The sequence below is a fragment of the Terriglobus aquaticus genome (assembly GCF_025685415.1).
Taxonomy (GTDB): Bacteria; Acidobacteriota; Terriglobia; order Terriglobales; family Acidobacteriaceae; genus Terriglobus; species Terriglobus aquaticus.
In genome coordinates this window covers 1,775,755-1,797,407 of sequence record NZ_JAGSYB010000001.1, presented here as the reverse complement: position 1 = coordinate 1,797,407, position 21,653 = coordinate 1,775,755, and the positions used below count along the sequence as shown (strand labels likewise).

Genomic DNA, 21,653 nt, shown 5'->3' with positions numbered 1-21,653 from the left:
TCAGTTCAGCGGGACAGAGGTGTAAGTTGCCTGCCAGCTTCTACAATGAGAAGTGATGCCTGAAGCCGCCCAGAACGTTGAGATTCGTTACAACCCCGCCGAGATTGAGCCGCGCCTGCAGGCGCAGTGGGATGCCGACCCGGCGCTGTATGCCGCGGAGCCGCACACCGGCGGCAAGCCGAAGTACTACGTTCTTGAGATGCTGCCGTACCCCAGCGGCAAGCTGCACATGGGGCATGTGCGGAACTACAGCATTGGCGACGCGCTGGCGCGCTATCAGTGGATGAACGGCTTCAACGTGCTGCACCCGATGGGGTGGGACAGTTTTGGCCTGCCGGCGGAGAACGCTGCCATCAAGAACAACACGCCGCCGCGTGACTGGACGCTGAGCAACATTGCCGAGATGCGCAAGCAGATGCAGCGCATGGGGCTGAGCTATGACTGGCAGCGCGAGGTGACCACGTGCCTGCCGGACTACTACCGTTGGAACCAGTGGTTCTTCCTGGAGATGCTGAAGCGCGACCTGGCGTATCGCAAGAAGAGCAAGGTGAACTGGTGCCCCAAGTGCAACACCGTGCTGGCGAATGAGCAGGTGGTGGGCGGTTACTGCTGGCGGCACGAGGACACGCTGGTCGAGCAGCGCGACCTGACGCAGTGGTTCTATCGCATTACGAAGTACGCGGATGAGCTGCTGAACGGTCTGGATGCGCTGGACGGATGGCCGGAGAAGGTGCGCACGATGCAGCGCAACTGGATCGGCCGCAGCGAGGGCGCGGAGGTGACGTTTGCCGTCGAGGGCTGTACGGACTCGATGACGATTACAGTGTTCACCACGCGCATCGATACGATCTTTGGCGCGACGAGCTTGCAGGTGGCGCCGGATCATCCGATCGTGACGCATTGGTGTGGCTTCGATGAGAAGCTGCGGCCCGAAGTGGAAGCGATGCTGGCCGAGCAGAAGACGGCGAAGGACACCGACGCTCTGGGCGAGTTGCCGAAGCATGGCGTAGACACTGGGCGCAAGGTGATCAACCCGTTCACGGGTGAGCCGATTCCGGTGTGGGTGGCGAACTACGTGTTGAGCGGCTACGGCACGGGCGCGGTGATGAGTGTGCCGGGGCATGATGAGCGCGACTTTGAGTTTGCGACGAAGTACGGTTTGCCGATCAAGCGCGTTGTGGCTCCGAACCTGGACACGGAGGAGTTAAGCCTGCCGTTCACGGACAAGGCCGAGGCGGTGCTGGTCGACAGCGGCGAGTGGACGGGCGAGCCGGTGCTGGAGGCCTTGGAGAAGATGGCCAAGCATGCCGAGGCGCAGGGCTTCGGCAAGGCTACGGTGACGTTCCGGTTGAAGGACTGGGGCGTGAGCCGGCAGCGGTACTGGGGTACGCCGATCCCGGTGGTGTATTGCGACCAGTGCGGCATGCAGCCGGTGCCGGCGGAGCAGTTGCCGGTGCTGTTGCCGGACAACATCGACGTGCAGAACGTACAGGGATCGCCGCTGGCGAGCGTGCCGGAATTTCTGAACACGACATGCCCGGCGTGTGGTGGTGCCGCGAAGCGCGAGACGGACACGATGGATACGTTCGTAGATTCGAGCTGGTACTTCTACCGCTACACGGACCCGAAGAACTCGGCGGCGCCGTTCGACAGTGCGGTGGCGAACTACTGGTTTGAGATCGACCAGTACATTGGCGGCGTGGAGCACGCGATCCTGCACCTGATCTATTCGCGGTTCTGGACCAAGGTGATGCGCGACCTGGGCCTGATCGAGAACAGCGAGCCGGCGAAGCGGTTGTTCACGCAGGGTATGGTGATCAAGAACGGCGCGAAGATGTCGAAGTCGAAGGGCAATGTGGTGTCGCCCGACGACATGATTGCGAAGTACGGCGCGGATGCGACGCGCATGTACGCGCTGTTTGCGGCGCCGCCGGATCGCGACCTGGAGTGGCAGGAAGAGGGTGTCGCGGGCATCTCGCGGTTCCTGTCGCGCGTGTACCGCGTAACGATGAAGTTTGCGCCGGGGCTGAAGGCGCACGAGGGATCGAGCGCGACGGAGGCGTTGTCGCCTGCGGGGCAGAAGCTGTTGCGCACCTTGCACCAGACCATTGCGAAAATCACGCTGGACTTCAGCGGGCGCTGGCACTTCAACACCTGCATCGCGAGCGTGATGGTGCTGGTGAATGAACTGATCGCGGCAGAGGCTGCGATGGACTCGGGCGAGGTGAGCGAGGCGACGCAGCGCGAGTTGTTCCGGTCGCTGACGCTGTTGCTGGCGCCGTTTGCGCCGTTCCTGGCGCAGGAGTTGTGGACGGAGCTGGGGCATGAGGGTGTGGTGTTCCGGCAGCCGTGGCCTGCGGCGGATGCGGAGTTGGCGCGCGAGGACGAGATCGAGATCCCGGTGCAGATCAACGGCAAGCTGGCGAATGTGGTGAAGGTGCCGGCGGGCGCGGACAACGACGCGGTGAAGGCGGCGGCGATGAGCGATGAGCGCATTGCGGCGCGGCTGGTGGACAAGACCGTGGTGAAGACGATTGTGGTGCCGGGCAAGCTGGTCAACCTGGTTGTGAAGTAGCGCATGGCCGTGCACACCGCAGCATCGCCGCAGAGGGCAACGCAGGGCTTCGTCGCCAATGTCACGTGGGCGTGGCGGCATCCGCTGGTGGTGCTGATGGAGATCGGCTGGCGCTGGCTGTTTGGGGCGCCGCTGCTGTGGATGTGCTGGACGGCGTTTCAAAAGGCGCTGGATCAGGTGCCGTGGCAGGTGACGGGGGTGCAGCGCGTCTCCGCCAACCAGTTGCTGACGGACCCGATGGGCGCGGCGGCGGCGATCGGTGCGTTTGTGCAGATGATCGTGCCGGTGCTGGAGCGTACTGCTCTGTGGGCTGTGCCGGTGTTTGCGCTGGTCTGGGTGCTGCTGTCGTCGGCTGGGCGAACGCTGGTGCTGCGGCGCCTGGACCCGGCGATGCGTGGGCGCTGGTTCGTGCTGTGCGGGCTGCAGGCGATGCGGCTGGTGCTCTCGCTGGTGGTGGCCTGGGTTTGGTGGCTGCTGGTGCAGTGGATGGCGCGGGTGAGCATTGCGGACCCGATTGCGCGCGGTGGTGAGCCGCAAATGATGCTCTACACCGGTGGCGCGATCGTGATCACGCTTGGGCTGTTTGTGCTGACGGGTGCGATGAGCTGGGTGTTTGCCGCTGCGCCGATTGTGGCGATGCGGGAGAACACCGGAGTGTTCGCCAGCCTGAGCCGGGCGGCGCGGGCGCAGGGTGCGCGCGGCGGCATGGTGGAGATCAACCTGGTGCTGAGCGTGGTCAAGATCATGCTGATCGTGCTTTCGCTGGCGTTTTCGGCGTTTCCACTGCCGTTTACCACTATCGTGACGGAAGAGTATGTGCTGATGTGGTCGGGACTCGTGGGCCTTTGGTACTTTGCGGCTTCGGATTTTTTCCATGTGACGCGGCTGCACGCGTTCAGCGAACTGCTGCGGCGACACGAGGTTACGTTCCGGCAAAAGGCTGCATCCGAGTAGACGCGCGCCCCTAGACGGGTGTGCGCGAACGTTGCGCACAGGAGCCTTGCGTCCCATGAACTTCGGTATCTATCTGATTGGCTACATTATCGTGATCGCGGGCGTGGTGTACGCGATGAACCTGGCACACATCCACTCGCAGTGGATTGCCGCCGTGGCTGTGATCATGCTCGGTGCCGGCATTCTGACGGCAGTGACGCGGACCCGGACGAAGGATCCGAACTAGAGCTGGCTCAGTAAGCCAGGATCAAGCAAGGCAGTGGGCCCAGGCTCACTGCTTTGCTGCGTCTGGAGATCGAAGCTGGCTCTGCCTGCCGGTACACTGGGGGCGTGAGTAGTTCGACGGTCGTAATTCTGGATTTTGGCGCGCAATACACGCAGTTGATTGCGCGGCGCGTTCGTGAGTTCAACGTGTTCAGCGTGGTGCTGCCGTGCACGGCGCAACTCGAGGAGATCCGGGCGCTGAACCCGGTCGGCGTGGTGCTTTCGGGCGGACCGAGCTCGGTGTATGACGCGGATGCGCCGAAGGCTGATCCGGCGGTACTGGGGTTGGGGCTGCCGGTGCTGGGCATCTGCTACGGCATGCAGTTCATGGCGCACCACCTGGGCGGGCGCGTGGAGCCGGCGGACAAGCGCGAGTACGGCGATGCGGTTGCGACGGTAGCGGTGGAGAACCGGCTGTTTGCCGGACTGCCGCGTGAGCTGCAGGTGTGGATGTCTCACGGCGACAGCGTGATCGACCTGCCGGAGGGGTTTGTGGTGGCGGCGACGTCGCACAGCGCGCTGGCGAGTATTGCGGACGAGACGCGGCGGATGTATGCGGTGCAGTGGCACCCCGAGGTTGCGCACTCGAAGCAGGGGACGGAGCTGCTGCGGAACTTTGTGTTTGAGATCTGCGGGGCGAAGGCGGACTGGACCAGCGAGGCGTTCATCGAGTCGACCGTGGCGCGCATTCGCGAGCAGGTGGGGCCGGATGGGCATGCGATCTGCGGTTTGAGTGGTGGCGTGGACTCGGCGGTGGCGGCGGTCTTGGTGGCTCGCGCCATTGGCGACCGGCTCACGTGCATTTTTGTGAACAACGGTGTTTTGCGCAAGAATGAGTTTGAGCAGGTACAGCGCAACATGCGCGAGAAGCTCGGCTTGAACGTGGTTGCGGTGGACGCGTCGAAGCGGTTCCTGTCGCAGCTGGGTGGCATTACCGATCCGGAGACGAAGCGCAAGATCATCGGCCGCGAGTTCATCGCGGTGTTCGATGACGAGGCGGCGAAGATTCTGCGCGGGCAGGAAAAGGCCGGCGAGGTGGCGCACGATGTGGGCGGCAAGGAGGTCGCGTGGCTGGTGCAGGGCACGCTGTACCCGGACGTGATCGAGTCGAGCAGCGTGAAGGGGCCGTCGCAGACGATCAAGAGCCACCACAACGTGGGCGGCTTGCCTGAAAACATGAAGCTGAAGCTGATTGAGCCGCTGCGCGACCTGTTCAAGGACGAAGTGCGGCGGTTCGGTGCGGACCTGGGTATGCCGCAGGAGGTGCTGGAGCGGCAGCCGTTTCCGGGGCCAGGGCTGGCGGTGCGCATTGTGGGCGAGGTGACGCCGGAGCGCGTTTCGATTCTGCAGAACGCAGACGAGATCGTCGTGAACGAGATCAAGAAGGCCGGGCTGTACCGCGAGATATGGCAGAGCTTTGCGGTGCTGCTGCCGGTGAAGTCGGTGGGCGTGATGGGTGACCAGCGGACCTATGCCTACACGTGTGCGATTCGAGCGGTGCACTCGGGCGATGGCATGACGGCGGACTGGGTGCCGTTGCCGTACGAGGTGTTGCGGACGATCAGCAGCCGCATCGTGAACGAGGTGCGCGGGATCAATCGCGTGGTGTACGACGTGACGAGCAAGCCTCCGGGAACGATTGAGTGGGAGTGACGATGTTGGCTTCGCGCTTTGGCTTAGTGGTGTTGTCGATTACGGTTGCTGCGACAGCGGTTGCGCAGAAGCCTCCTGTGGCGCTTCCGGAGATGGGCAGCAATGTCGTCGTCTTCCGGCCGACGGATGACATGGCGGCGGACCAGGCGAAGATCGATGCGATCTACACCGAGCAGCAGCACAGTGAGTTCGGTAGCGGGCGGTATGCGATCTTGTTCGCGCCGGGTACGTATCACCTGAGAGTGCCGATCGGGTTCTATACCGAGGTGCTTGGTCTGGGCGCGACTCCGGATGCGGTGCGCATTGATGGTGATGTACGCGTAGACGCGGCTCTGAAGAATGACAATGCAACGACTACCTTCTGGAGAGGAGCGGAAGGGCTGTCGGTAAAGCCAGAGAGCGGGACGATGCAGTGGGCGGTGTCGCAGGCGGTGGAGTTCCGTCGCATGCATGTGCTAGGCGACATGGTGCTGAATCAGCGTCACGGCTGGGCGAGCGGCGGATGGATGAGCGATGCGACCGTCGACGGGACTGTGAACTCCGGCACGCAACAGCAGTGGATTGCGCGCAACAGCGAGTGGAAGCAGTGGACGGGTGCGAACTGGAACATGGTGTTCGTGGGCACGCCGCAGATGCCGGAAGGCGAGTGGCCCCAGCCTCCATTCACCAAGGTGGGGCGTACGCCGGAGGTACGCGAGAAGCCGTTTCTCGAGCAGGAGAAGGACGGCACGCTGGCGGTGCGTGTGCCGGGATTGCGGCGCGACAGCAGTGGTGTGAGCTGGCACGGTGGTGAGACGCCCGGGCGGGTGGTGCCTCTGAGCCGGTTCTACGTGGCGCGGGCGGACCGAGATTCGGCAGCAACGATCAATGCGGCGTTGTCACAGGGTAAAGACCTGCTGCTGACGCCGGGTATCTATGACCTGGATCAGCCGATTCGCGTGACGCGCAAAGATGCGACGGTGCTGGGGTTGGGCTTTGCGACGCTGCACGCGGTTAAGGGAACCGAGGCGATGACGGTCGCCGATGTGGATGGTGTGGCCGTCGCAGGCCTGCTGTTCGACGCGGGCGAGGCGAAGTCGCCGTCGCTGCTGCACGTGGGTACTGCAGGGGTGCACCTGCGGCATGATGCGCGTCCGATTGTGCTGCATGATGTGTTCTTCCGTGTCGGTGGTGCCGCGGTCGGCAAGGTGTCTGCCAACCTGGTGATCGACAGTGACGACACGATTGTGGACCACACGTGGATCTGGCGTGCGGACCACGGCAAGGCCGGCGTGGGCTGGACCGTGAACGAAAGCGACAACGGCCTGGTAGTGCGGGGCGATCGTGTCACGGTGTACGGCCTGTTCGTTGAGCACCACGAGAAGTACCAAGTGCTGTGGAGCGGCGAGGCGGGACGGACGTACTTCTACCAATCGGAGATCCCGTACGATCCGCCGACACAGGCTGCGTGGACGGATGCGAACGGAGCGCGCGGATGGGCCAGCTACAAGGTGGCTGACACGGTGAAGCAGCATGAGGCGTGGGGGCTGGGTGTGTACAGCGTGTTTCGGCATCCGGACGTGGTGCTGGACCGCGCCATCGAGGTGCCGAAAACGCCGGAGGTGCGCTTCCACCACATGATCACGGTCGCGCTGGATAACTTGGGCGCCATTGAAAACGTGATCGACGACAAGGGCGGCCCGACCCAGGTAGCGCCGCACCGCGTGACGCCGAAGGTGCCTGAGTTTCCGTGAGGCGTTAGCCCCGGTTGTTGTTGCGCAGGAAGTGGATGTTGAGATCGATGGTGTGCGTCGCTGGATCGGCCTTGGTGTCGTACACGGCGGTGTAGGGCTGCAGCGATCGAAGAGCGGAGTTGTTGCGAAGGAACGTTCGCGGGTACGACGCGTTATAGACGCTGCCTGGCTTGAGCTTCCAGTTCCCGTCGAAGTCGGTCTGGGCCTGACCGGTCAGGCCGTCCGCGTGGACGGCTCCGACGGTGTACTGCTGGCCGGGTATCACGGTGATGGCGTAATTGACGGTGTGGCCCGTGCGATCGAGTTGCGGAGCGGTGTCCACGCGAACGTCGACGTAACCCTGGTCGTGGTACGTGTCGAGGATGGGCTGAAAGGAAGCCTGCAGCGCCGCTTGCGAAGCGACGTCACCGGCATGCAGCTTCTGAGTCGCCGCGAACTGCTGGGGTGAGTACAGCGGTGCGCCCGCGTAGGTGAGAGTGCCAACATGGTAAGAGCAGTCACGGTGCCGGAGATGACGACTCCCACCACACCCGCCTTTTCGGCCTCTGCCGAGCGAGAAAGGCCGCTGATGGTGGCATCCAGGTAGCCTGTGTCCCGGAAAGGCGTTAGCAGGCGATCATCGAGCGATTCGCCAGAACCTTCGTCATAGGGCTTGCCCACGACGCCGCGCAGACTCTGCCGAAGTGCGGGCGCAGTTTCGGTGATTAGGCCTTCCAGGTGAACGCTGTTCAGCACGAGAGTTGGATTGTTGATGCGGAAGTGGAGCGTCTCCGGCGCGGTGTCGGTCGAGGGCGTGTCGACCAGCTCAACTTTGTACGTGACACCCTTTTCGGCGAGCATGGCCTGCAGGGCGTCGCGCACCTGCGTGCCGAGTGTGCCTGCCTGCGGCAACTGCGGAGAGTACAACGGGACTCGGCGGTGTAACTCGGATGAAAGCTGCTTGGGATCGAGCCAGATGAGGTTGTCGACGGCGGTGGGCAGTAGCTCCTTCGCGTCGACCGGCGTGACTTTAAGGATCGCCGTGATGCCGGTGACGGCTCCGTCGAGAGAGGGCTCCACGTCGCGCATTGCGCCGGTGTCCATCAGACGTTGTGCGGCTGCGGTCAGGTCGGCGGTGGTGATGGTCTGACCGGGTTTGAGGCCGGATGCGGCCTGAAGCTGCTCGTTGGTGTAGGGTGTTTTGCCCTGGAAGACGATGCGCTTGAGTGTGAAGTGCTGTTGCGCAGACACGGGAAGGCAGGCGGCAAGCGCCGCGACAGAAAGCAAAACAGGGAAACGCATGGCGGAAGTGTAGCAGCGGAAACGGGGCTGTTTCGGATGCTTTTGTCCGGGCCTGCGCGGTCGATTTTCGTAAGCGCTAACGCAGAAAGGCGGACCGAAGTCCGCCTTTCTCGGCTGTGTTCTTGGAGTGTGCTAGCGGAGTTCGTCGTAGCTGGTGGCGCCGAACTTGGTGTACCAGGGGGTTGCGGCTTCGAGGGCTTTGTTAACGTTCTGGATGTTTTCGACGCCCTTGGTTTCGAGCCAGGCGCGGAAGGGTGTTTCTCCCTGCTTGGCGTAGATGTCGATGCCGTCTTTCCAGGTGGCGCGGCCGCACAGGACGCCGTTGAACTTGGTGCCGGACTCGGCGGCGAGTTCGAGCGTTTCGATGAAGACGGGGTTGGAGACGCCGGCGGAGAGATAGATGAAAGGCTTGTCGCTCATGCCCTCGGCATCGCGGAAGTACTCCAGGGCTTCGGCGCGGGTGTAGGCCTTCTCGCCCTTGTAGGCGGCGGTGCCTTCAACGAAGCTCATTTCGACCGGCACTTCCACCTTGAGGACGTCGACGTTGTAGCGCGTCTTGCCGAACTCGGCCATGGAGCCGGAGACGATGACGGGCTTCTTCTTCGCGTATTCGAGGGTCTTTTCGCCGGCGCCATCGACGTCGTAGCCGACCGTTTCGAGGAAGAACGGGATGTCGTGAGCGAGGCACTCATCGCCAATGCGCTCGACCCAGGCGTGCTTGACGTCATTGATTGCGGTCTGCTCAAGCGGCGAGTAGTAGAGCAGGATCTTGATGCAGTCGGCACCGGCTTCCTTCAGGCGGCGAACGCTCCAGTGGTCGAGCAGGTCGGGCAGACGGCCGGCCGTGTTGGCGTCGTAGCCGGTCTTTTCATAGGCCAGCAGAAGGCCGGCGTCGTTGCGCACCTTGGTCGCGGGCAGGCCGTACTCCGGGTCCATGAGGATTGCGGACGCGTAGCGGGTGAGCACCTCTGTGACCAGGACCTTGAAGGTCTCCAGATCTTTATCGGAAGCCGTGCCGCCGCGCGCGGCGGCGATGGACTTCTGCAGGGAACCGCGCTGGTCCATGGCGGCGGCGGCGATGACGCCGCGGGCGTCGGAGACGGCTTGAAGACCGGCGAGTTTTCCGGCAGTGGGCTTGGTGGCCATGACTTACATTTCCTCCCGAACTGACTGTTCGATGGTAACGGATAGGCGCAGGTGGACGCTTGAACGTCCCGTGACCGGGAGCCGGCGCGGAGCCGATGCCGCGAGAGAGGCTACTTCTTCGAACCTGCGGTCATGCCGCCAACACCGGTCGGGCCCTCGTGCGGCGTGGCAGACAGGCCCCGATGGCCGGCGTACCAGAACCAGCAGGTGGCAGCCAGCAGGCAGGCAATGAGGAACGCACCGATGGAGAAGAGGAATACGGGGGTGTTCACGCCTTTGTTGGGCGACTTGGGATCGCGGTTCGCTTCGTACGCGTTGTTTTCCATGACACGTGGGATGGTGCGCGCCGTGCTGCGGTGTACCGGCAGGCGACGACGCAACAAGATGGTGGCGTGCGGAGGCGTGTTCCTGCGGAGAGTGGCGGGAGGCGCTCCGTCAGGAGGCTGACGGAGCGAGCAGCGCGGCCTGGGTGGCGATGAGCTGCTGAATGCCCTGGGAGGCGACGTCGAGCATCTCGGTGAGCTGGTCCCGGGTGTAGGGCGTGCGCTCGGCTGTGGCCTGGGTTTCGACCAGGCCGCCCGAGGCAGTCATGACGACGTTGCTGTCGGTCTCGGCCTGGGAGTCTTCCTGGTAGTCGAGGTCCAGGAGAACCTGGCCCTCGACGATGCCGACCGAGACCGCGGCAACAAGTTCGCGCATGGGCGAGGCGGGCAGCGTGCCGGAAGCGACAAGTTTGTTGAGCGCCAGGGACAGCGCCGCGGCTGCGCCCGTGATGGCGGCAGTGCGGGTTCCGCCGTCGGCCTGCAGGACGTCACAGTCGAGGATGATGGAGCGTTCGCCGAGGGCGCGCAGGTCGACCACGGACCGCAGGGAGCGACCGATGAGGCGCTGGATCTCGTGGGTACGGCCGCCGATCTTGCCCCGCTCGGATTCGCGCGGGGTACGGGTGAGGGTGGCACGGGGCAGCATGGAGTATTCGGCGGTGACCCAGCCTTTGCCGCTGTTGCGCAGCCAGCCGGGCACGGTCTGCTCGACGGTGGCGTTGCAGAGGACGCGGGTGTGGCCGAACTCGACGAGCACGGAACCCTCGGCGGTGGCGACGAAGTCCGGGGTGAGACGGATGGGGCGGAGCTGGTCGGCGGCGCGGTTCTCCGCACGGAAGATGGGGTGGACGTTCACACCCCGAGTATAGAGTTTGGCCGGGGTTACCTAGAGTTTCACCGGGCGAAGCAGAACCGCCAGCGACAGGGTGCGTAGCCCGAAGATTTGTGCAAAGATACTTATCGCGCGTGCGCTGCTTCGGCTGTAGCCGAAGCTTTAGACCTCAGCCGGATACCGGTAAGGGGCGAGCACCTGTTTTCTGCTGTTGTTCTCTCCATCTGTGTTGAAAAACACCCCGCGATGACACGCGGAGGAGAGCAGCATTGAGTACAGGGCAACGCGTTCCCGGCAGAGCACCCCAACCTGGCCACGCGCGAAGCGAGGCAAATGCGCCTGCGAGCTCAGCCGCAGCGGCGCAGGCCCCTGCATCAGCGCGCGAGCAGGCTGGCGCAGACGACGTGGTGCCGCTAAGCGGTATGACGACCGCGGAGGTACTGCTGCGGGCCATGCAGATGGGCGGCGTGAGCGCGCTGCCGGCGGGCACCTTTCCCCTGCATCTTTTTGTTGTGGAGCCGGACGAACATCTGCGCGAGCCGCTGATGGAAGTAGGCCGGCAGATGGGATTCACGGTGCGCGGCGCCTCGCCAGCGGAAGTAGCGGGCATGCTGGACGCGCTGGAATGCGATGTGGTGTTGCTGGACCTGTCGCCCGAAGCGGCGCGGCTGGACGTCTTGCGGCAGTTGCGGCAGAAATTCCCACGAGTGCCGATCCTGGTGACGACAGCGTTTGCCTCCGTGCAGACGGCGGTGGAAGCGCTGCGCAACGGAGCTTCCGACTTTCTGACTAAGCCGTTTTCGCTGGAGGAACTGACGACCACGCTTCACCTGGCGGCGGAGCAGCGCAGCTTTGACGTGGAGCTGCGGCGGATGCAGCACCAGATGCGGACCAGCCCGGCGATGCAGCAGGTGGCGGCGGCGTCCCCTGCGATGCAGAAGCTGATGAGCATGGTCCTGCGCGTGGCTGTGTCGGACCATCCCGTGATGGTGCTGGGCGAAAGCGGTTCGGGCAAGGAGCGGATTGCCCGGGTTCTGCACGAAGCCGCAGCGGTGGGTGCGCGCCAGCGAGCAGGCGAGTCCGGAGCCAGGAATCCAGACCCGCCGTTCCTGCAGGTGCTATGCAGCGGCAGTGCGGCGACGCTGGAAACGGAGCTGTTCGGCTATGTGCGCAACGAGGGCACGGCCCTGCGGGAAGAGCGGGTGGGGCTGCTGACGGTCGAGGGCGGCGGGACGCTGTTCCTGGACGAGATCGACGCGTTGCCGCCGGATCTGCAATCGAAGTTGCTGCGGGCGATGAAGGATCGCGCGGTCCGGCCGCCGGGATCGGCGATGTCGCGGCCACTTACCGTGCGCCTCGTGGCTTCGAGCAGCCGCGATCTGCCGCTGCTGGTCGAGCGCGGAGCGTTTCGCAAGGACTTGTATTTCCGTTTGAATGTGGTGAACCTGCGGGTTCCTCCGCTGCGGCAGCGGCGCGAGGATCTGCCGCTGCTGGCCGCCGTGTTTCTGGAGAAGCACAGCCGGGAAAGGCTGCTGAGCTTCAGCCTGGGACCGGACGCCATGCGTGTGCTGATGGAGTATGTGTGGCCGGGGAACGTGCGGGAGCTGGAGGCGGTAATTGAGCGTGCGTGCACGGTGTCCAGCGGACCAGTGCTGCACCTGGCGGACCTGCCGACGCAGTTGCACCAGGATGTCGCGGCGGCCGAAGAGGCGGTGCGCATTGATGGCCGCAGCCGAAAAGAAGGTGCGGCAGCGGTGGTTACGGCAGCGGCAACGCCGGTGTCCGCGGAAATCAATATTGAACCGATTGCGGAGATGGAGCGCCGGATGATCCTGCTGGCGCTTCAGAAACTGAACGGCGACAAGATCATGACCGCAAAGCTGCTGGGAATCGGGAAGACGACGTTGTACCGGAAGTTGAAGGAGTACGGCATAGGCGAGTTGGCGGCATGAGCGTTTCGGATCGATTCGGAGCGCCTCTGACCGGCCGCGGTGCCAGGAGGAACTGCAATGCATTGGACAAGCGGGGTAGTGGGGACAGGAGAGTTGGCGATGAGCCATGAAATTGAACTGGCGCCGACGGTACTGCTGGTGACGGCAATCACCGGTGCGGACAACATGGCGGAAGCCATCAGCGAACGCGCCGGGGTGGTAATTGAACTGGTGCGGAGCCGGCGGGCCGCGCTGGCGTCGCTGCGGCGCTACAGCTTTGACGCGGTGATGGTGGATGCCACGCTGCCGGATGGCGAGGTGACACCGACGCAGATGCTGTGGCAGAACACCGGCGACGCATTGCCGGTGGAGGTCGACCTGCGAGCACTGGGCGCCTCGGGTGTGGCGCGGCTGTTGCGCGGCATTCTGAATCGTCGTCAGCAGATGGAGATGCAGGTCCGCGAGCAGGTGACACGCTCGCTGGCGGAAAGCATGCGGGGACCGATCACGGGTCTGCTGCTGCAGAGCGACCTAGTACTGCGCGATGGCGATTTGAACCCGGCGGCTGAAGCCAAGGTGCGTGAGATGCGTGCGCTGGCGGACGACTTGCGGATTCGGTTGCGGCCTCACTAGCGATCGGAGCAGGCGAGTCTGTGGCCTCGCGATGGTGGGGCGGCACCGGCGCTCTGCTATGCTGCCGCTACACCGTTGCATGCGGACGCGAGCGCGAGCCGCGCGACACGATGGCAGGGTGAAGAGGTGAGTTCTTGGCAGATGCGGTAACGATTACGGTCAAGCGCAACGGACCGTTGCGGATAGAGGGTGGCATTCGTCTGATCGATGCGGACGGAGCGGAGTGGGACCTGACGGGCAAACCCGCCGTGAGCCTGTGCCGCTGCGGCGTGAGCGAGAAGCGGCCGTTTTGCGACGGCAGCCACAACAAGATCGGGTGGCAGTGCAACGCCTCGCCGGGTAACCTGACCGGCGGCGAAAGCCCGGCGACGAACGTGATGCAGCCGGTGAGCGGAAACCTGACTGGGCAGTGATGTAAGCCGTTCCAGAAACGAAGGCGCAGACGAGTTCCGGCTGCGCCTTTTTTGTGCGCGGAGAAGCAGGCCGTGCGTTCGGGCCGTGTCCGCCGACGTGGGAAAGGGTTTGCAAGGGGTGTGTTCTGAGTTCTGAGTGGAAGAGTCTGCCGACGGGGCCTGTGCTGCCGGAAGAGGCGCCGATCAAGACGATCTCTTCGCGTGAGGTGTACCGCAACAACTGGTCACGCGTGCGCGAGGATGTGATCGAACGGCGTGGAGGGGTGCGTGGCATCTATGGCGTGCTGGACAAAGAACCGGCATGCATCCTGATCCCGCTGGAGCACACGCCGCAGGGCGACTTCATCACGCTGGTGCATCAGTTCCGTTACACGGTGCAGGGCAGCTACTTCGAACTGCCGCAGGGTGGATGGGAAGATCCGGACGCCGACGTGGAAGAGATGGCTCGCGGCGAGCTGCGCGAAGAAACCGGGCTGCGCGCGGGTCGCATCACGCGCATCGGGCAGAACTGGATTGCGTACGGGGCCATGCGGCAGGAGCACAACGTGTACCTGTGCGAGGACCTGACCCAGGGAGAGAGCGACCTGGAGCCGGAGGAGGACGGGTTGACCGTTCACCGGGTGAGCGTGGAGGAGTTTGAGCGCATGCTGCTGGATGGCCGCGTTCGAGACAACTGCACGCTAGCAGCGTGGGGCACGTACCTGGTGTGGAAGCGGCTGGGCGGCAGCGATCGTTAGGCGGGACGCAGAAGTTCCATGAAGACGTTGGCGCGCGCGTAGGGTGAGGGCGTGATGCGTTCGGGCGGCAGGTGCTGGAAGCCGAGCGCTTCGTAGAGATGGAGCGCGGGTCCGAGGGCGGTGTTGCTCTCCAGGTAGAGGCGCGTTGCACCCATGGCGAAGCCCTGATCGATGGTGTGCTGCAGGAGGCGGCGCCCGATGCCACGGCCCTGAGCGCGATCGCTGACGGCCATTTTGACGACTTCGTATTCCGTGGGGCGCATGGGCAGCAGGCCGCAGCAACCCACGGCTTCGCCGTCGAGTTCGGCAAAGAAGAGGCGGCCGCCCTTGTCGATGAGGTATGACTGCGGATCGTCGAAGACGGCGAGATCCGAGGCTTCCAGCTTGAAGAAGCGCGTGATCCACGCCTCGTTCAGGCTGCGGAAGGCGGCTTCATCGCCGGGACGAAAGTCGCGCAGAATGAGCTTGGAGTCAGGCATCATGTGCTTGATGTTCGAGCTCATGTGATCGATGCGAGAAAGAAGTGAGCCGGAGCTTCACAGGTGCTGGCGCTCCAGTCGACGCACCTGTCGCAGGGCGACGACGAGAGGAACGCAGCCGAACACGCCGAAGGAGCTGTCGATAAGACTCCAGCCGAACGGGATGGTCCGGATCGGCCCTGCGATGAAGGTAAGAGGCAAGACGCCGGCGCAGGCGATCAAGCCAAATTGCAAGACCCACTTGTTGCGGACCGGATCCACAAAGGGGCCGATGAACAGGACTGCGAGTACCAGGTGAGCGAAGGCGAGCCAGTCTGTCCCGTATGCGAGAAATGGGTAGCGCTGATTTGCGTCAGTGAGCGCCTGGAGAACGCGTTCAAACCAGGGCAGAAGATGACTTTGCATTGCAAAGCTGACGAGTGCCGGACGGTGAAGCAGGCGAACAAAGCCGCGCAATTCGGTCTCGAGCGGGAAAGCAGTCACGCCGGAGACGAAAAGGCCGAGCATCACGATGCCGATTGCGACCCGAGCTCGTCGAAGCGATGCGACCATGTTGCGTCTGAGTGTAACTGGCGATCCTACGCGCGTAGCATGCCTGTATGACACGAACCGCTGCTTGTTTCCTGATCGCTGCGAGTTGCGTGTTTGTGTCCGCGGCGAGCGGCCAGCGGGTCGCAGGGATCGATTCGGATGGTGATGGGCTGAGCGATGCGCTGGAGGCGCGGCTGATTGAGCAGTTTCGGCCGGTTTGGATGGTGAGCGAGAACGACTGTTCGAAGGTGCCGGCGCGGTTTGTGCCGGATGCTTCGGTGCCGCGGGTGGGTGCGGACGACGGCACGATCTATGCGCAGGCGAGTCCTGGTGGGCGGGCCGGTGAGGTGGAGATTCACTACTACCATCTGTGGCGGCGCGACTGCGGTGAGATGGGGCATGCGCTGGATACGGAGCACGTAGCGGTGCTGCTGCGTTCCGATGGAGAGTCTTGGAAGGCGAGTGCGTGGTACGCAGCGGCGCACGAGGACACGGTGTGCGATGCAGGGCAGGTGACGCGGGCGTCGACGATCGATGCTGTCGATCACGGCGCGCGCGTGTGGGTCTCCGCGGGGAAGCATGCCTCGTACTTCGCCGAACGGCTGTGCAACTACGGTTGCGGTGGCGATCGATGCGTGCACATGCACGAACTGCCGGCGGGTGACTTGATCAATCTTGGTGAGGCGAACGTGCCGAGTGTGGCGTGGACGCATGCGCCGCAATGGCCGCTGCTGGAGAAGATGACACGTTCAGACTTCACTGTGGCCCGCATGTCGCGGCTGGAGCGGTTGCCGGAGACGGACATTGCGTGGGCGACGCCGGAGAAGCGGCCAGCGCAGGCTGCGATTCTGGGTGTCAACGCAGGGCTGGGTGGAGCTGGGCTTGGCGCGTCCACCGGCGCGCGTGGGACGAACACAGCGATGGTAGTGACGACGGATAAAACCGGGCACGCGCTGGGCAGTGCGGCGCGGCACACCGGTGGTGCGCTGAAGAAGAGCTATCGCGGTGTGCGCCGCGCGCTTGGCGGGAGGTCCGCGAACGACTGAGCTACTGGATGGTCTTCATGCGGCGCTGCATGAAGTCCATGAGGACGTAGCTGCCGAGGCGTTCGGGGCTGGTGAAATAGGCCTTGCCGCGGCACATGGCGGTGACGCGCTGGACGAACTGCATGAGGGCGAAGTCCTGCGCGAGCATGAAGGTGTTGATGACGATGCCGGCTCGCTTGCAGCGGTTCACCTCTTCCAGCGTTTCGGCGATGACGATGGGATCGAGGCCGAAGGCGTTTTTGTAGATTCGGCCGTCCGGCATGGTAAGCGCAGAGGGCTTGCCGTCGGTGATCATGACGATCTGCTTCATTGCCTTGTTGCTGCGGCGCAGGATGCGTTGCGCGACGCGCAGGCCTTCTCGGGTATTGGTGTACCAGGGGCCGACCTTGACGCGGGCGACCTGCTGCACGGGCATCTCTTCTGCGGAATCGTGGAAGAGGACGAGGTGAAGGTCGTCGCCGGGGTACTGCGTGCGGATGAGGTGTGAGAGCGCCATGGCGACGCGCTTGGCGGGCGTGAAGCGATCTTCGCCGTAGAGGATCATCGAGTGGGAGCAGTCGAGCATGACCACGGTGGAGCAGGCGCTCTGGTACTCGGACTGGCGGATTTCGAGGTCGCTGTACTCGACGTTGAGCGGCAGGCCGATGCCCTCGCGCTGCATGGCGTTCGAGAGCGTGGCGTTGACGTCGAGGTTCAGGACGTCGCCGAATTCGTAGGGCTTGGAGGATCCGGAGGACTCGACGCCGCTGGCCTCGTAGCGCGTTTCGTGGCGACCGGCGATGGCGCGGCCGTTGGCGCCCAGCAGGTCGCGCAGGGTGCGGTAGCCGAGGAAGTCCATGGACTTGTCGGTGACGTTGAAGCGCGCGTCGCCCTGCGGTGGCGCGGGCTGCGCGATGTCGCCGGGTGAGTTGGCGTGATCAACTTTGCCATCAGAGTACTGGCCGGGCTGCTGCTGGTCGGAACTGATGAAGTTCTCGGCCTGCATGCGGTCGATGAGGTCGCTGAGCATCTGCTCGCGCTGGTCGGCGTCCATCTCGTCAAAGCGGGCCTGTTCGTCTTCGTTCATGAACTCGCCGGATTCGAGCACCTGGCGCAGAGCTTCGCGCAGGTTCTCCAGCGTGTGCTCCCCGTTGAGTTCCTGGAACTGCGAGAAGGGGTCCTGGAAGCCGGAGTCGAGCAGGAAGTCGGAGAGCGCCTGCATCAGGTCGTCGAGCGCGAGCTCGCTGGCGAGGTCGCCGTTGTACTTGGTGTAGCGGGTGCGTTTCATCTGGAACAGCCAGTCAGCAGGTCAGCGAGTCAGCAAGTCAGCGCGTGTTCGCTGAAGTGTTGGTCGTTGCCGCGGTTGAGAGTTGCGTGGGTGCGGCGAGCACGGTGGTGTTGCCGCCGATACGGCTGGCGTAGCTGGGTGCGGTCATGCCGTTCGCGAGCTGCTGCGTGGTGCTGTTGATGCCGAAGCGGTGCAGGTAGAAGTCGGCAAAGGAGTAGAAGTCGCGTGCGTTGGATTCGACCATCTGGTCCTCGGAGGCGTACTGCTTCACGATGGACGGATTTGCGACGGCACGGCCAAGGAAAGCGACCGCGTCGGCGATGGTTTTGCCGGTGGGCGACTTGTAGGCATCGAGGTCGATGTGCTGGCGCTCCGCGAATTCGGCGATGGGTATCAGCGGTTGCAGCGCGAACTCCTGGTAGTGGATGGCGCGTTCGTGGCGGGCCATCTCCTGCGGAAAAGCGCCGTTCGCGTCAATCTCGTTCACGGCTTCACGGAAGGTGTTGAGGCCGAAGGTGAAGAGGTCATCGTCGGACGAGACCACGCCGACGGCGGTGGCAGCCAGGCCTCGCCAGTAGTGGTGGTTGTTGCGCTGGTTGCTGGCTTTGTCGAAGTCGACCGTGCGGTGCGCGACCTTGTTCATCCAGGCGATGTCGCGCTGAAGAATGGGCTGATTGAGCGCGGGATCGTTCACCAGAACGGATTCGGCGATTGCCACGGAGGAGAGCGTCCATTCGACCTGAAACCAGGCCTGCGAGCTTTCCTTGGGGTCGTAGTCGAGGAGCGTTGCAGCCTGTGCCCAGGTGTCGATCTGCTGCTGGGCGCAGTCGGCCTCGGCGTGGCTGCCGTTGGCTACGAACTGGTTCATGCCTGCGGAGATGCGGCGTTCGAACTCGTTGTAGGTGTGGGTGATCTTGGCTTCTTCGGGGTTGACCGGGCCGTGGCTGCCGCTGAGATAGTGGTGCGGGATGAGCATGCGGCCGGTGGGCGCGGGAACCGCTGGCAGGGCGACGCAGGAGTCCAGATGCTGCACCGCTTCTGTGACGCGAGGGTTGCGATTCGCCTTCAGCTCCGCGCGACGAGCGGTGATGTCGAGGAGGGAGGCCTTTGGCGCGACTACATGTTCCGCGCGGGCCGTGGCGCCGAGCATCGCCAGCGCGAGAGGAAGGCCGGAACTGAATGCACGCCCCATGCGCTTGATCGTACTCGCTTGCCGGGGTGAGCTGCGCGCGTCAAAACGGCGCGTTGTTGATGCGGCGGGACGCCATGCGGCCCGACTGCGCAGCGCTCAAGCGTTGCTGAGGGCGTGCACCAGGTCTGCGAAGACGCGGCCTCGGTGTTCGTAGCTTTGGAACTGGTCGAAGGAGGCGCAGGCCGGAGCGAGCAGGACGGTGTCGCCGGTGCGTGCTTCCGCCGTGGCGCGAGTGAGCGCGTTCTGCAGCGTCTCGCAGTGGCGGATTGGGACGACGTTAGCGAGTTGCTGCTCGATCTTCTGTGCGGCGGCGCCGATGGTGTAGACGGCGGAGGCGCGCTCACGCAGCAGCGGCGCGAGAACGGTGTAGTCGCTGCCCTTGTCTTTGCCGCCGAGGATGAGGCGGACGCCGCGATCGAACGATTGCAGCGCCTTGATGGTGGCGTCGACATTGGTGGCTTTTGAGTCGTTGTAGAAGTCGACACCCTTCACGTTGGCGACGAACTGGAGCCGATGGTCGACGGCGCGGAAGGTGCCGATCGCCTCGCGAATGGTGGCGAGGGACACGCCGGCGAGGGCTGCGGCCTGGATGGCGGCGAGCACGTTTTCGACGTTGTGCGCGCCGCGCAGCGGGATCTCCACGAGGGGCAGGACGGGTTCGGGTGTGTCGCCCTCGCTGCGGATGAGATAGATGCCGTCGTTGTGCACGAACGCGCCCTGCTTGACGCGGCGGTTGCCGCTGAACCAGTGGATTTGCGCAGCGGTTTTTGCCGCGATCATCTGCGTGGGCTTGTCTTCGGCGTTCAAGATCAGATGGTCGGCTGCGGTCTGGTTTTCGGTGATGCGCGCCTTGGCCGCGGCGTAGTTTTCGAAAGTGCCGTGGCGGTCGAGGTGGTCCGGCGTGATGTTGAGCACCAGAGCGATGTGCGGGCGAAAGGTCTGAATGGTTTCGAGCTGGAAGCTGGAGACTTCGAGCACGTTCCAGGTGTCTGGCGTGTCCGCTGCGAGCAGTTCGACGACAGGCAGGCCGATGTTGCCGCCGACTTGGGTGGTGAGTCCGGCATGGCGCAGGATGTGACCGATGAGCGAGGTCGTGGTGGTCTTGCCGTTGGAGCCGGTGATGGCAATCACGCGGCCCTGCATGGACTGTGCGGCGAGCTCGAGTTCACCGATGAGAGGTGTGCCGTAGCGCAGGACCTGCTGGATTTCTGGCGTGGAGAGAGGAACGCCGGGCGAGACGACGACGAGGTCCTGGCGGCGGAAGGTGAGCACGCCGTGACCGCCGGTTTCGACCATGACACCGGCCGCGAGCAGGGCGGGTATTTCGTTGGCGAGTGACTCGCTGGGCCGTGCGTCGGAGACGGTGACGCGGGCGCCCATGCGCCGCAGGTAAAGGGCGGCGGAGACACCAGACTTGCCGAGGCCGACGACGAGGACGCGCTTGTTCTTCAGGTCCATGCGGTCTACAGGCTAACGCAGCTTGAGCGTCGTAAGCGCGAAGAGGGCGAAGACGAGGGCGAGAATCCAGAAGCGGGTGATGACCTTGGACTCGGACCAGCCGCTGAGCTCGAAGTGGTGGTGCAGCGGTGCCATTTTGAAGATGCGCTTGCCTCCGCGCAGCTTGTAGCTGCCCACCTGGAGCATGACGCTGAGCGCCTCCAGGATGAAGACGCCGCCGATGAAGGGGAGCAAAAGCTCCTGCTTGATGACGACGGCGACGGTGGCGATTGCGCCACCGAGCATGAGCGAGCCGACGTCGCCCATGAAGATTTCGGCGGGGTGGGCGTTGTACCAAAGGAAGCTGATGGAGGCTCCGACCATGGCGCCGCAAAAGATGGTCAGTTCGCCGACCAGGGGCATGCGCTGGAGTTCGAGATAGTCGGAGAAGACCACGTGACCGCTGACATAGGTGAGCACCGTGAGTGCGCCGGCGGCGACGATGGTGCAGCCAATGGCGAGGCCGTCCAGGCCGTCCGTCAGGTTTACGGCGTTGGATGCGCCCGTGATGACGAACATGACGAAGAGCACGAACGGCAGGAAGGACACCCAGTACAGGCCGGGCGTGTAGTGGATGGAGCCGATGATCAGGTCGGGCCGGAAGTGCTTCAGGAAGGGAACGACGAGCCGTGTGGAATAGAAGCCCTTGCCCTGAAGAATGGTGAGCGTGACCGCGACCGCGCCGGAGACGAGGAACTGCAGCGCAAGTTTCTGCCGGCCGGTCAGGCCCAGGTTCCGCTTGTGTACGACCTTAATGTAGTCGTCCGCGAAGCCGATGCCGGCGAACGCCGCGGTCGACGCCATGACGAGCCAGACGAACGGGTTGCGCAGGTCGCTCCACAGCAGCGTGGGGATGAGGATGGCGATGGCGATGAGCACGCCGCCCATGGTGGGCGTGCCGGACTTGGTCTTGTGGCTCTCGGGGCCTTCGTCGCGGATGTACTGCCCGATTTGGAACTCGCGCAGGCGCCGGATGACAAATGGACCGATCAGCATGCCGATTAGCAGGGCGGTCAGGCTGGCGAAGACGCAGCGAAAGGTGAGATACCGGAAGATGCGAAAGACGCGGAAGATGGGGTAGAGCTTTTCGTACAGGAGCCAGTAGAGCAACGTTCCTCCGCGCGGGCCGGGTGCAGTGCTTTCAGATTACCGGAGCACGACGGTCT

Annotated in this window: 20 protein-coding genes and 2 pseudogenes; 10 read left to right on the top strand and 12 right to left on the bottom strand. The window is 64.0% G+C overall.

Annotated features, from left to right (window positions below; genetic code table 11):
- The first annotated feature begins 55 nt into the window (after positions 1-55).
- The 5 genes from leuS to OHL12_RS07390 all read left to right on the top strand — a co-directional run bounded on the left by leuS (position 56) and on the right by OHL12_RS07390 (position 7,179).
- Positions 56-2,575 carry a leucine--tRNA ligase gene (gene leuS, locus OHL12_RS07410; RefSeq protein ID WP_263413186.1) on the top strand — a complete coding sequence of 840 codons (2,520 nt, stop codon included), beginning with the start codon at positions 56-58 and terminating at the stop codon, positions 2,573-2,575.
- Between the two features lie 3 nt (positions 2,576-2,578).
- Positions 2,579-3,529 (top strand): hypothetical protein, encoded by a 951-nt coding sequence (locus tag OHL12_RS07405; protein ID WP_263413185.1) that lies wholly within the window; start codon positions 2,579-2,581, stop codon positions 3,527-3,529.
- Between the two features lie 55 nt (positions 3,530-3,584).
- Positions 3,585-3,755 (top strand): hypothetical protein, encoded by a 171-nt coding sequence (locus tag OHL12_RS07400; protein ID WP_263413184.1) that lies wholly within the window; start codon positions 3,585-3,587, stop codon positions 3,753-3,755.
- Between the two features lie 104 nt (positions 3,756-3,859).
- Positions 3,860-5,446: a glutamine-hydrolyzing GMP synthase gene (guaA, locus tag OHL12_RS07395; RefSeq protein ID WP_263413183.1), complete on the top strand. Its 1,587-nt coding sequence runs from the start codon at positions 3,860-3,862 to the stop codon at positions 5,444-5,446.
- A gap of 2 nt (positions 5,447-5,448) precedes the next feature.
- Complete coding sequence (locus OHL12_RS07390; protein WP_263413182.1) at positions 5,449-7,179, top strand: coagulation factor 5/8 type domain-containing protein; 1,731 nt, start codon at positions 5,449-5,451, stop codon at positions 7,177-7,179.
- A 4-nt stretch (positions 7,180-7,183) separates the two neighbouring features.
- On the opposite strand, the gene OHL12_RS07385 is transcribed toward OHL12_RS07390, so the two are convergent.
- The 6 genes and pseudogenes from OHL12_RS07385 to rph all read right to left on the bottom strand — a co-directional run bounded on the left by OHL12_RS07385 (position 7,184) and on the right by rph (position 10,785).
- Positions 7,184-7,501 carry a hypothetical protein gene (locus tag OHL12_RS07385; RefSeq protein WP_263413181.1) on the bottom strand — a complete coding sequence of 106 codons (318 nt, stop codon included), beginning with the start codon at positions 7,499-7,501 and terminating at the stop codon, positions 7,184-7,186.
- Positions 7,502-7,633: pseudogene (locus OHL12_RS17395) on the bottom strand (hypothetical protein); the annotation flags it as partial.
- 578 nt (positions 7,634-8,211) lie between these two features.
- Positions 8,212-8,460: pseudogene (locus tag OHL12_RS17390) on the bottom strand (FtsQ-type POTRA domain-containing protein); the annotation flags it as partial.
- Positions 8,461-8,592: 132 nt separating this feature from the next.
- Positions 8,593-9,606, bottom strand: a complete 1,014-nt coding sequence (locus OHL12_RS07375) for a tagatose 1,6-diphosphate aldolase (protein WP_263413179.1) — start codon at positions 9,604-9,606, stop codon at positions 8,593-8,595.
- A gap of 110 nt (positions 9,607-9,716) precedes the next feature.
- Entirely contained in the window at positions 9,717-9,932 is a 216-nt protein-coding gene (locus tag OHL12_RS07370) for a hypothetical protein (protein WP_263413178.1), read from the bottom strand.
- A gap of 109 nt (positions 9,933-10,041) precedes the next feature.
- Positions 10,042-10,785: a ribonuclease PH gene (rph, locus tag OHL12_RS07365; RefSeq protein WP_263413177.1), complete on the bottom strand. Its 744-nt coding sequence runs from the start codon at positions 10,783-10,785 to the stop codon at positions 10,042-10,044.
- A gap of 245 nt (positions 10,786-11,030) precedes the next feature.
- Between rph and OHL12_RS07360 the strand changes: the two genes are divergently transcribed.
- The 4 genes from OHL12_RS07360 (at position 11,031) to OHL12_RS07345 (ending at position 14,475) form a co-directional block, all read left to right on the top strand.
- Positions 11,031-12,713, top strand: a complete 1,683-nt coding sequence (locus OHL12_RS07360; RefSeq protein WP_263413176.1) for a sigma-54-dependent transcriptional regulator — start codon at positions 11,031-11,033, stop codon at positions 12,711-12,713.
- Between the two features lie 99 nt (positions 12,714-12,812).
- Positions 12,813-13,325: a hypothetical protein gene (locus OHL12_RS07355; RefSeq protein WP_263413175.1), complete on the top strand. Its 513-nt coding sequence runs from the start codon at positions 12,813-12,815 to the stop codon at positions 13,323-13,325.
- A 134-nt stretch (positions 13,326-13,459) separates the two neighbouring features.
- Positions 13,460-13,738: a CDGSH iron-sulfur domain-containing protein gene (locus OHL12_RS07350; RefSeq protein WP_263413174.1), complete on the top strand. Its 279-nt coding sequence runs from the start codon at positions 13,460-13,462 to the stop codon at positions 13,736-13,738.
- 161 nt (positions 13,739-13,899) lie between these two features.
- Positions 13,900-14,475 (top strand): NUDIX domain-containing protein, encoded by a 576-nt coding sequence (locus OHL12_RS07345; RefSeq protein ID WP_263413173.1) that lies wholly within the window; start codon positions 13,900-13,902, stop codon positions 14,473-14,475.
- Here OHL12_RS07345 and OHL12_RS07340 read toward each other — a convergent pair.
- Together OHL12_RS07340 and OHL12_RS07335 are read right to left on the bottom strand one after the other, a co-directional pair.
- Positions 14,472-14,978, bottom strand: coding sequence for a GNAT family N-acetyltransferase (locus tag OHL12_RS07340; RefSeq protein ID WP_263413172.1), 507 nt, complete (start codon positions 14,976-14,978; stop codon positions 14,472-14,474). The genes OHL12_RS07345 and OHL12_RS07340 overlap by 4 nt on opposite strands.
- A gap of 33 nt (positions 14,979-15,011) precedes the next feature.
- The gene (locus OHL12_RS07335) at positions 15,012-15,506 is read right to left on the bottom strand and encodes a hypothetical protein (RefSeq protein ID WP_263413171.1); all 495 of its coding nucleotides are present in this window, start codon (positions 15,504-15,506) and stop codon (positions 15,012-15,014) included.
- Positions 15,507-15,553: 47 nt separating this feature from the next.
- Between OHL12_RS07335 and OHL12_RS07330 the strand changes: the two genes are divergently transcribed.
- Positions 15,554-16,531 carry a hypothetical protein gene (locus tag OHL12_RS07330; RefSeq protein WP_263413170.1) on the top strand — a complete coding sequence of 326 codons (978 nt, stop codon included), beginning with the start codon at positions 15,554-15,556 and terminating at the stop codon, positions 16,529-16,531.
- A 1-nt stretch (position 16,532) separates the two neighbouring features.
- On the opposite strand, the gene OHL12_RS07325 is transcribed toward OHL12_RS07330, so the two are convergent.
- The 4 genes from OHL12_RS07325 to mraY form a co-directional block, all read right to left on the bottom strand.
- Positions 16,533-17,798 (bottom strand): vWA domain-containing protein, encoded by a 1,266-nt coding sequence (locus tag OHL12_RS07325; RefSeq protein WP_263413169.1) that lies wholly within the window; start codon positions 17,796-17,798, stop codon positions 16,533-16,535.
- A 37-nt stretch (positions 17,799-17,835) separates the two neighbouring features.
- Complete coding sequence (locus OHL12_RS07320) at positions 17,836-18,990, bottom strand: alginate lyase family protein (RefSeq protein WP_263413168.1); 1,155 nt, start codon at positions 18,988-18,990, stop codon at positions 17,836-17,838.
- A gap of 96 nt (positions 18,991-19,086) precedes the next feature.
- Entirely contained in the window at positions 19,087-20,448 is a 1,362-nt protein-coding gene (murD, locus tag OHL12_RS07315; RefSeq protein WP_263413167.1) for a UDP-N-acetylmuramoyl-L-alanine--D-glutamate ligase, read from the bottom strand.
- Between the two features lie 12 nt (positions 20,449-20,460).
- Positions 20,461-21,597: a phospho-N-acetylmuramoyl-pentapeptide-transferase gene (gene mraY, locus OHL12_RS07310; protein ID WP_263413166.1), complete on the bottom strand. Its 1,137-nt coding sequence runs from the start codon at positions 21,595-21,597 to the stop codon at positions 20,461-20,463.
- Positions 21,598-21,653: the final 56 nt, after the last annotated feature.

What these genes read in the sequence shown, in the direction of transcription:
- OHL12_RS07405 (WP_263413185.1), top strand. Translation starts at nt 2,579, where the DNA reads ATGGCCGTGCACACCGCAGCATCGCCGCAGAGGGCAACGCAGGGCTTC.
- OHL12_RS07340 (WP_263413172.1), bottom strand. Translation starts at nt 14,978, where the DNA reads ATGAGCTCGAACATCAAGCACATGATGCCTGACTCCAAGCTCATTCTG.
- OHL12_RS07335 (WP_263413171.1), bottom strand. Translation starts at nt 15,506, where the DNA reads ATGGTCGCATCGCTTCGACGAGCTCGGGTCGCAATCGGCATCGTGATG.
- OHL12_RS07375 (WP_263413179.1), bottom strand. Translation starts at nt 9,606, where the DNA reads ATGGCCACCAAGCCCACTGCCGGAAAACTCGCCGGTCTTCAAGCCGTC.
- OHL12_RS07390 (WP_263413182.1), top strand. Translation starts at nt 5,449, where the DNA reads ATGTTGGCTTCGCGCTTTGGCTTAGTGGTGTTGTCGATTACGGTTGCT.
- leuS (WP_263413186.1), top strand. Translation starts at nt 56, where the DNA reads ATGCCTGAAGCCGCCCAGAACGTTGAGATTCGTTACAACCCCGCCGAG.
- OHL12_RS07330 (WP_263413170.1), top strand. Translation starts at nt 15,554, where the DNA reads ATGACACGAACCGCTGCTTGTTTCCTGATCGCTGCGAGTTGCGTGTTT.
- OHL12_RS07355 (WP_263413175.1), top strand. Translation starts at nt 12,813, where the DNA reads ATGAGCCATGAAATTGAACTGGCGCCGACGGTACTGCTGGTGACGGCA.
- OHL12_RS07400 (WP_263413184.1), top strand. Translation starts at nt 3,585, where the DNA reads ATGAACTTCGGTATCTATCTGATTGGCTACATTATCGTGATCGCGGGC.
- OHL12_RS07320 (WP_263413168.1), bottom strand. Translation starts at nt 18,990, where the DNA reads ATGGGGCGTGCATTCAGTTCCGGCCTTCCTCTCGCGCTGGCGATGCTC.
- OHL12_RS07370 (WP_263413178.1), bottom strand. Translation starts at nt 9,932, where the DNA reads ATGGAAAACAACGCGTACGAAGCGAACCGCGATCCCAAGTCGCCCAAC.
- murD (WP_263413167.1), bottom strand. Translation starts at nt 20,448, where the DNA reads ATGGACCTGAAGAACAAGCGCGTCCTCGTCGTCGGCCTCGGCAAGTCT.
- OHL12_RS07325 (WP_263413169.1), bottom strand. Translation starts at nt 17,798, where the DNA reads ATGAAACGCACCCGCTACACCAAGTACAACGGCGACCTCGCCAGCGAG.